At 44.2% G+C, this 6,812-nt stretch carries 7 protein-coding genes; 1 reads left to right on the forward strand and 6 read right to left on the reverse strand.

Annotated elements, in window-relative coordinates; all coding sequences use genetic code 11:
* Positions 1-127: 127 nt before the first annotated feature.
* The 5 genes from AAIH57_RS24190 to AAIH57_RS24210 are packed head-to-tail and all read right to left on the reverse strand — an operon-like array spanning position 128 to position 2,607.
* A complete protein-coding gene (locus tag AAIH57_RS24190; RefSeq protein ID WP_175399178.1) occupies positions 128-835 on the reverse strand; it encodes a PspA/IM30 family protein in 708 nt (235 codons plus the stop codon).
* A gap of 1 nt (position 836) precedes the next feature.
* A complete protein-coding gene (locus tag AAIH57_RS24195) occupies positions 837-1,340 on the reverse strand; it encodes a PspC domain-containing protein (RefSeq protein ID WP_430023273.1) in 504 nt (167 codons plus the stop codon).
* A 17-nt stretch (positions 1,341-1,357) separates the two neighbouring features.
* Positions 1,358-1,588 carry a PspC domain-containing protein gene (locus AAIH57_RS24200; RefSeq protein WP_175399176.1) on the reverse strand — a complete coding sequence of 77 codons (231 nt, stop codon included), beginning with the start codon at positions 1,586-1,588 and terminating at the stop codon, positions 1,358-1,360.
* Positions 1,589-1,592: 4 nt separating this feature from the next.
* The gene (locus AAIH57_RS24205) at positions 1,593-2,264 is read right to left on the reverse strand and encodes a PspA/IM30 family protein (protein ID WP_175399175.1); all 672 of its coding nucleotides are present in this window, start codon (positions 2,262-2,264) and stop codon (positions 1,593-1,595) included.
* A gap of 34 nt (positions 2,265-2,298) precedes the next feature.
* Positions 2,299-2,607, reverse strand: a complete 309-nt coding sequence (locus AAIH57_RS24210; protein WP_175399174.1) for a LiaF transmembrane domain-containing protein — start codon at positions 2,605-2,607, stop codon at positions 2,299-2,301.
* A 472-nt stretch (positions 2,608-3,079) separates the two neighbouring features.
* Between AAIH57_RS24210 and AAIH57_RS24215 the strand changes: the two genes are divergently transcribed.
* Positions 3,080-5,467 carry a helix-turn-helix domain-containing protein gene (locus tag AAIH57_RS24215; protein ID WP_430023275.1) on the forward strand — a complete coding sequence of 796 codons (2,388 nt, stop codon included), beginning with the start codon at positions 3,080-3,082 and terminating at the stop codon, positions 5,465-5,467.
* Positions 5,468-5,548: 81 nt separating this feature from the next.
* Here the strand turns inward: AAIH57_RS24215 and AAIH57_RS24220 are convergent, their stop codons facing one another.
* Positions 5,549-6,484 carry a class I SAM-dependent methyltransferase gene (locus AAIH57_RS24220; RefSeq protein WP_430023276.1) on the reverse strand — a complete coding sequence of 312 codons (936 nt, stop codon included), beginning with the start codon at positions 6,482-6,484 and terminating at the stop codon, positions 5,549-5,551.
* Positions 6,485-6,812: the final 328 nt, after the last annotated feature.

Here is a 6,812-nt window from a genome sequence, read left to right on the forward strand (position 1 = left end):
GTTGAATTTCCCTATTCGTTGGAAAAGCCATACCAGGCAATGATGACCTGTATGGCTTAACCTTTGTTCCACAAACCGTTCTTTATTCACGATTTATAGAATATCATATTGTCTGCTGAGCGAACAGTTATTCTTTTGCAGTACCGCCCGTTTCATTTTTCGAACCGCTGCCCATTTTGTTTTTCAGGGCTTGAAGTTGTTGATCCACTTTGTATTGCTTCTCTGCATCCACAGGGTTCGTATATGAAGATTGTGTGTTTCGGTATGGTGCACGGATTACGTCTGCTTCAGCTTCCATTTGCATGATTTTCTCTTCCATGCGGTGGAATCCAAGGGATGCGCCGCCGCTTTCAATCGTATGCAAGCTGTTGATTTGGGACATCTGCTTTTTGGCTTTCGCCATTTGTGCACGAGATACGAGCTCATTGCGCTTGTTACGCATTTTGTAGAACTCATCTTTCATGTCATGGAGCTGTTGCAGCAGATCTTTGGCTTGTGCTTCAGACTGAGCGTGCAGTTCGCTGTACTCCGTAATTTTTTGATCAAAGTAGATTTTCTCTTCCAGCAGTTTGCGTGCCACTTCTTCCTGACCGTTAGCCAGAGCAGCTTCAGCTTGGGACTCACGTTGTACAGATGTACGCTCCGCTTCGTCCAAACGTTGCTTCATGCGACGCTCGTTTGCCATTTGTTTCGCTACCGTTACTTCAGCCTCGTGAATCTCGGCCTCCATGTCACGCAAATACTGGTTCAACATTACAATCGGGTCTTCCACTTTATCCAACATATCGTTTACCGACGCTTTAGTCATATCTTTAATCCGTTTAAATACTCCCATTTTACTTTTCTCCCTTCTCGTAACGAGATAATTTTTGGCGAAGCTCTTCAACTTCTTTTTTCAGTGCTTTTTTCTCAATATCTTTCATCATGGAATCCAGTTCACTTTCTTGCTGTGCACCTGCTCCATAGGTGTTATTGTCATAAGGACGTGGGCCCGAATGCGGTCTGTTATTGTATCCTGGGCCGGGACCGAAGCTTCCATGTCCTTGATTGTTGTTGCGGAATGGGCCTCTTTGCGGCTCATGATCATAACTATTGTATCCTCTGCCAGGACCAGGGCCGGGGCCAGGACCATAACCGTATGGATCATATGGTGGAAACGGTTCTTTCGGTACCACTAGTGCTGCGATGAAATAGATCAACAACGCTGTGCCGCCTGTTACAAAGATACTGATGACGAAGATGATCCGCAGCAGCGTGGAATCCATTCCAATGGATTCTGAGATCCCACCGATCAAACCTGTTAACATCCGGTCACGCGTTGAGCGGTATAATTTGCTCATGTGCTTGCTCCTTTCGTTTACTTATATCCTGTTGCGGAATTATATCCGTATGGATCAGCAGGATAGGATTCCTTCGGCACTACCAATGCAGCGATGAAGTAGATCAGCAATGATGTACCTCCCGTAGCGAAAATGCTGATGAAGAAGATAAGACGCAGCAGCGTGGAACTTAGTCCGAGATTTTCAGAGATGCCGCCGATCAAACCTGTCAGCCTTCGGTTACGCGTTGAGCGGTATAATCTATTCATGTGACTACTCCTTTCTTTCATTGGTTAGCTTCTGCTTCAACCGTTCCAATTCCTTATCCAGCGCAGAGGATGACATGCTGCCAGACGCTCCTGAACCATCTTGACTCATTCGCCGGATTTCCCGGAGACTTTGTGCCTCATATTCGAGATCAGAGACTTGGTCATCCAGTCGGTTAAACATACGGGGTACGTTTTGACCGTTATAGTGCCCTCTCTGGTTCATTCGCTGCTGCAACTGAATGGTTTGCATACGAGCGTAGTAGTATTGACGTTTGCTGTACACATTTTGATACTCCACTTTCAGCTGGTCAATCTGTTCATCGAGTTCCTGCAATGCTGCATTGCTTTGTGCATACAGTTCATTGTATTGTTCCATTTTTTCCTCGTGGAGAATCTTCTCCTGCAGGGCCAGTTTGGCTAAGTGCTCTTCTCCTGCTTTGAGAGCCATGGAAGCCTGCTCTTCACGTTTGTGTACCATACCTGCTGCCTGGTCGGCTTGTTGTTTCATTTGTCTGGTATGGCTAGCATATTGATGACGAAGCTTCTCGGCTTCACCAATGTCTTGGCGGGTCGAGACCAGAAACTGATCAATCAGTTTGACTGGATCCTGACTTTGCTCCAAATGTTCGTTTAAAGTAGCTACGGTAATATCCCGCATTCGACGAAATACACTCATTATGTTCTGTCCTCCTTTTCAAGATCGTGAAAACTTAGTAACGGCCACGACGACTGCGGTTGTTGCTGAGCATCGATACACCGAAGATGATTAATCCGATGGCGATGATTGGTCCAATCAACCAAGCCAGTTTACCCATCAGTGAAATGATACCGATGATCAGGACGATCCATCCCAACATCACATTTCCTCGTTTAACTCCGTAATATCCAAGTGCAATCATCAGAATCGGAATCAGATACCCCATTAGGTGTCCAAGAAGCGGAGTTAACTTTCCGAAAAGGATGAGAGCTCCCAGCACGATTAGTACAATCGCCCAGCCATTTCCCTTATTCCATCTCATATTTTTTTCACCGCCCTTTCGGTTTGTATTTTGAATTGTTTGTTTACTCGTTTGTGTTTGTTGTTTCTTGTTTAACCTTATGTCCTTATTCTAGGGGAAACGGAGACTTTTCAAAACAGACCGCGGACGGTTTTTCATCCTAGACTCAGGTCGGGGATGGGGTTGGACCTCCGTCTGTCCTTGCATCAGACCTCTGTACTCATACACCTCAGCATGAACTACGGTTACCTCTTAATACCCTTATCCGAGTCAGTGTGACCGTATATGATAAAATCCGTCCTCACCTCTTACTTACGTATGCAACAGGTAATCCGTTTCTCCAGATCGACTCTCTGTTTAGCGAAAGGGAAATCTACAATCCCAACTTAAATTACTTATTTATCCATATAAACAAATTTATGTTGTTTAAATTGTAAGCGTTTACTAGAATAGAAACAGGTACTATCCTAATTCAAAAGTCAGGAGTGGGGCTGTGCGACCCGTCAGTTATCTTCATAAAATAATCGTGTTTGGCACGCTGCTCAGCACCTTGCCTATTTTGTTGACCGGAATAGCGGCATTCACTTATTCAGTGAATCAAACGGAGCTGCACCGGATTCAGACCAATAAGCAACTTCTTTTACAGATGCAGTCCACTGTCGAACACAAGCTTGCCACCGTCAGTTATATGTTGGATCAGGCGACACGCTCTCCCTTTATGCTTCAGTCCCTGTCCGCTCCGCTTCCGAATATGAATTTAACAACAGCGAACCAGCTGCAATCCGAATTTCAACATATGCGATCATGGGAGCCCTTAATGGATATTACTCTGGTGAATCAAACGCAGGATTGGCTAATCGATCATGCCGGACTGTATCTGAACGCGGATTTCCCTCTCGCTCTTCCCATGCAGGATTTGTTGTCCAAGACGCTGACCTCTGGTTGGCAGCTAGCTCCTTCCTCCGTATTTAATCATAATGAACGGTCATCCGATTCCGGTTGCATCTATCATATTGCGCTCGCGAGATCTATTCCACATTTGAATACACCTTCTGGTACTGCCTTAATTGCCGGAATCCCTGCGTGCTCTATGCAAAACCCTGTCATACCTGATGACAGGGACCTATCGGCTTCACAATTGATTATTATTAATCGGGAACAGCGCATTCTCGTTCATCCCAATCCCATTTATATTGGTCAACCTTTATCGGCAGTGAACATTGAGGATAGCGAATCCAACATGGAATTGAGCGAGCTGCTGTCTCCAACCCGTTTTCCTGCTTCGTCGGGATATCGGGAAGTGCGTATCTCCGATGCACACTATTCCTTGAATTACACTCAGTCACCATTAAAGGGATGGACCTATATTTTGATCACACCCATGAATGTCCTAACCCAGCAATCTGTAGAGACTGCCCTTTACACAATGTGTATCAGCATCGTACTTCTGTTACTTTCCTTGCTCTTCTCGTGGGTTGGTTCAAGACGATTGCATATCCCTATTCGTGAACTGTTAAAGCAGCTTGGGATTGGAGACAGAGCGCCGTTAAACCAGTATCTGCAAGAATCCTTTGCACCGCATCAAGATGAATTCGAGCAAATTAAAGCACATATTACTCAGCTTTCTGCTTCTCGATCCCAGATGGAACATAAATTGAATCAATATGTGTTGCAGTTACGCAACCAGCTGATGATGAATATGTATCTAGGCAGATGCTCACCAGCCACACTATATAAAAGCATCAGTGAACAAGGCTATAACAACCAGCTTATTCGGTGGCAACAAATGGCCGTATTAACCGTACAGGTAGATCTGGTGAATCAAACGAAGTATGGTCCGCAGGATCTCGATCTTTTGCTGTTTGCGATTCAAAACATAATGGAAGAATCCATTGATGAGGAACGACAATTTTCCCCAACTGTTATGGAACAGACCATAGTGACAGTAATAGGTAGTGTTGAATTGGACAATCACTTGTTTTCGCGAGAACTTTATAAAACAACAACGCAATTACAACATCAAATTGGTGAGATATTGAATCTTCAGGTAAGTTTCGGATTTAGTCAACCGTACACATCAATTTTAGAGGTACATCAGGCGTATGTTGAAGCCATGGGAGCATTACAACAGCGAATGAAGCTGGGGAGTGGGGTTATCGTTCAATATGAAGCGGAAGCTATTTATCCTTCCCAATGGACGCTCCCTTACCCTGAGTCACTGGAATATAATCTGATCCATGCCATTCAATCAGCAGATGAGGCTGAAGCCTCCGTTCTTTTACAACAATTGCTCCAGAGTATATTTCGTATGGATTGGACTGCGGAAGAGTATCAGGTTGCTCTAACTCGATTACTGATGCAGGTTTTACAGATGATGCACGACTCTGGTATTCGACTCGCACAGATTTCTCCAGGACACAGTTCGATTTTCAAGGAATTGCTTGCTCTACAATATGCTGCTGAAGTTGAACAATGGTTCATTTCTCGTATCATGGGACCGGTTATTGATATTTTTAGAGAGCGGCAATATGCACAACATCAACAGATCTCGGAAAAAATGATTACGATTGTCCAGCAAGAATACGATACTGACCTGACACTGGAGGAGTGTGCGATGAGGCTCCATTATAATGCCAGCTATTTGAGTTCAGTTTTCCGAAAAGAAACAGGCTGTGCATTCAGCGAGTATCTCGCACAATATCGGTTCAAGATGGCAAGAAAGTGGTTGGATGAAACTGAGTTAACGGTCAAAGATATTGCTGCACGGCTTCGTTACAACAACCCGCAGAACTTTATCCGTTCGTTTCGAAAATGGGAAGGAATTACTCCCGGCCAATACCGGGAACGTAGGCAGAAGGCTTTCTCCTCTACAACGAAATAAACGCTGTTATTGTAGGCAAGCCAAAAGGGAGCAGATGGTCTGCTCCCTTTTTATTGAGAAAAGATTGATTGTTTATTTAGATCATTTGGTACGAACAACCTTCATGTGCTGCTGGTCCAGTTGAATCAGAATTTTTCCAAACCGACCTCCGCGTAAAAAGGTAGCCACACCCTCTGGGTAGGAATCTCTGATATATTGCTCAGCTCTGTATAGTGAGTTTTCATCCGAAGGCAAACCATAGGTGTTTAGCCATTCCGGCAAAAGATCGACAACTTGCTGAACAGGCATCTCAATAGGATTGACTTCGTTCGTAATCAGGGTCGTATACGCGTAACCTTTCAGGAACAGCAACTGTTGTATGTATCCCATATCCCCAGCCCGGTAGGGTGAATTGACCCCAAGTACCTCTTTTAGTTCATCCATTAACGTATGTACTTTTGGTCCAGCCATAGTACTGATATATACATATTTTCGTGCGCACTGGATCGCCTGTTTAATCGTTTCCCAATCAGACATAGCTGGGCACATGGATGCAAAGGCAACATCATATTCCTTTTCCCAGCCCTTCTCCTGAATTGATATGTCTTCAAAACGCTCCGAAACAATCTCAATATTGGAAACCAAGGAATGTGGAATTGTCTCTTTCATCAAAGATACAAGCAGTTCAGAGGGTTCGACTGCAGTGACCTTTGCTCCCTTCTCGGCAAAGGGAATCGTAAAGATACCTGAAGCTGCTCCAATGTCCAATATGGATAAACCACTAAAATCTACACCTTGGTTCTCAACCCAGTTCATGATACGCTCAGAACGCTGTTTCCCTTCTTCTGTGAAGGATTGGCGGTGATAATCCCTAGCCCAGCCTTCAAACGCTTCTTCGTTGTCAAACGGGGCACTTTTTTTCTTGTATTTTGGGTTTCTCGGCCGCTGCTTCCATGCCTCTTCCCATACGGACAAATTAAATAATATTTCCGAATACGCAGCGGCATTACTTTCCTCAAGAACTTTTTCTCCAGCCATTTCACTTCACTCCGTTCTATAAATAGGAATCGAAATTCACAAGAATTAAAGCCTTTTAAAATCTACAGAGGTATAAAGTGTTATTAAGGTATAGTCATTATTATTACAGACTTTATATATCTACAATATATCCAATAAGTTCATACGTCAACATCAAATATTCAGCCTGCTCTTAAGCTCCGCGAAAACAATGCTTATCTTCTAATAAAAATAACCCTGTGAATTGTCTAAGCAATTCACAGGGTTATACGTTATACCGGCGAGAGGACTCGAACCTCCACGGTTTCCCACTCGATTTTGAGTCGAGCGCGTCTGCCATTCCGCCACG

Origin of the sequence: Paenibacillus sp. MABNR03 (assembly GCF_050455445.1) — a bacterium.
Taxonomy (GTDB): domain Bacteria; phylum Bacillota; class Bacilli; order Paenibacillales; family Paenibacillaceae; genus Paenibacillus; species Paenibacillus xylanilyticus.

What these genes read in the sequence shown, in the direction of transcription:
- AAIH57_RS24190 (WP_175399178.1), bottom strand. Translation starts at nt 835, where the DNA reads ATGGGAGTATTTAAACGGATTAAAGATATGACTAAAGCGTCGGTAAAC.
- AAIH57_RS24195 (WP_430023273.1), bottom strand. Translation starts at nt 1,340, where the DNA reads ATGAGCAAATTATACCGCTCAACGCGTGACCGGATGTTAACAGGTTTG.
- AAIH57_RS24200 (WP_175399176.1), bottom strand. Translation starts at nt 1,588, where the DNA reads ATGAATAGATTATACCGCTCAACGCGTAACCGAAGGCTGACAGGTTTG.
- AAIH57_RS24205 (WP_175399175.1), bottom strand. Translation starts at nt 2,264, where the DNA reads ATGAGTGTATTTCGTCGAATGCGGGATATTACCGTAGCTACTTTAAAC.
- AAIH57_RS24210 (WP_175399174.1), bottom strand. Translation starts at nt 2,607, where the DNA reads ATGAGATGGAATAAGGGAAATGGCTGGGCGATTGTACTAATCGTGCTG.
- AAIH57_RS24220 (WP_430023276.1), bottom strand. Translation starts at nt 6,484, where the DNA reads ATGGCTGGAGAAAAAGTTCTTGAGGAAAGTAATGCCGCTGCGTATTCG.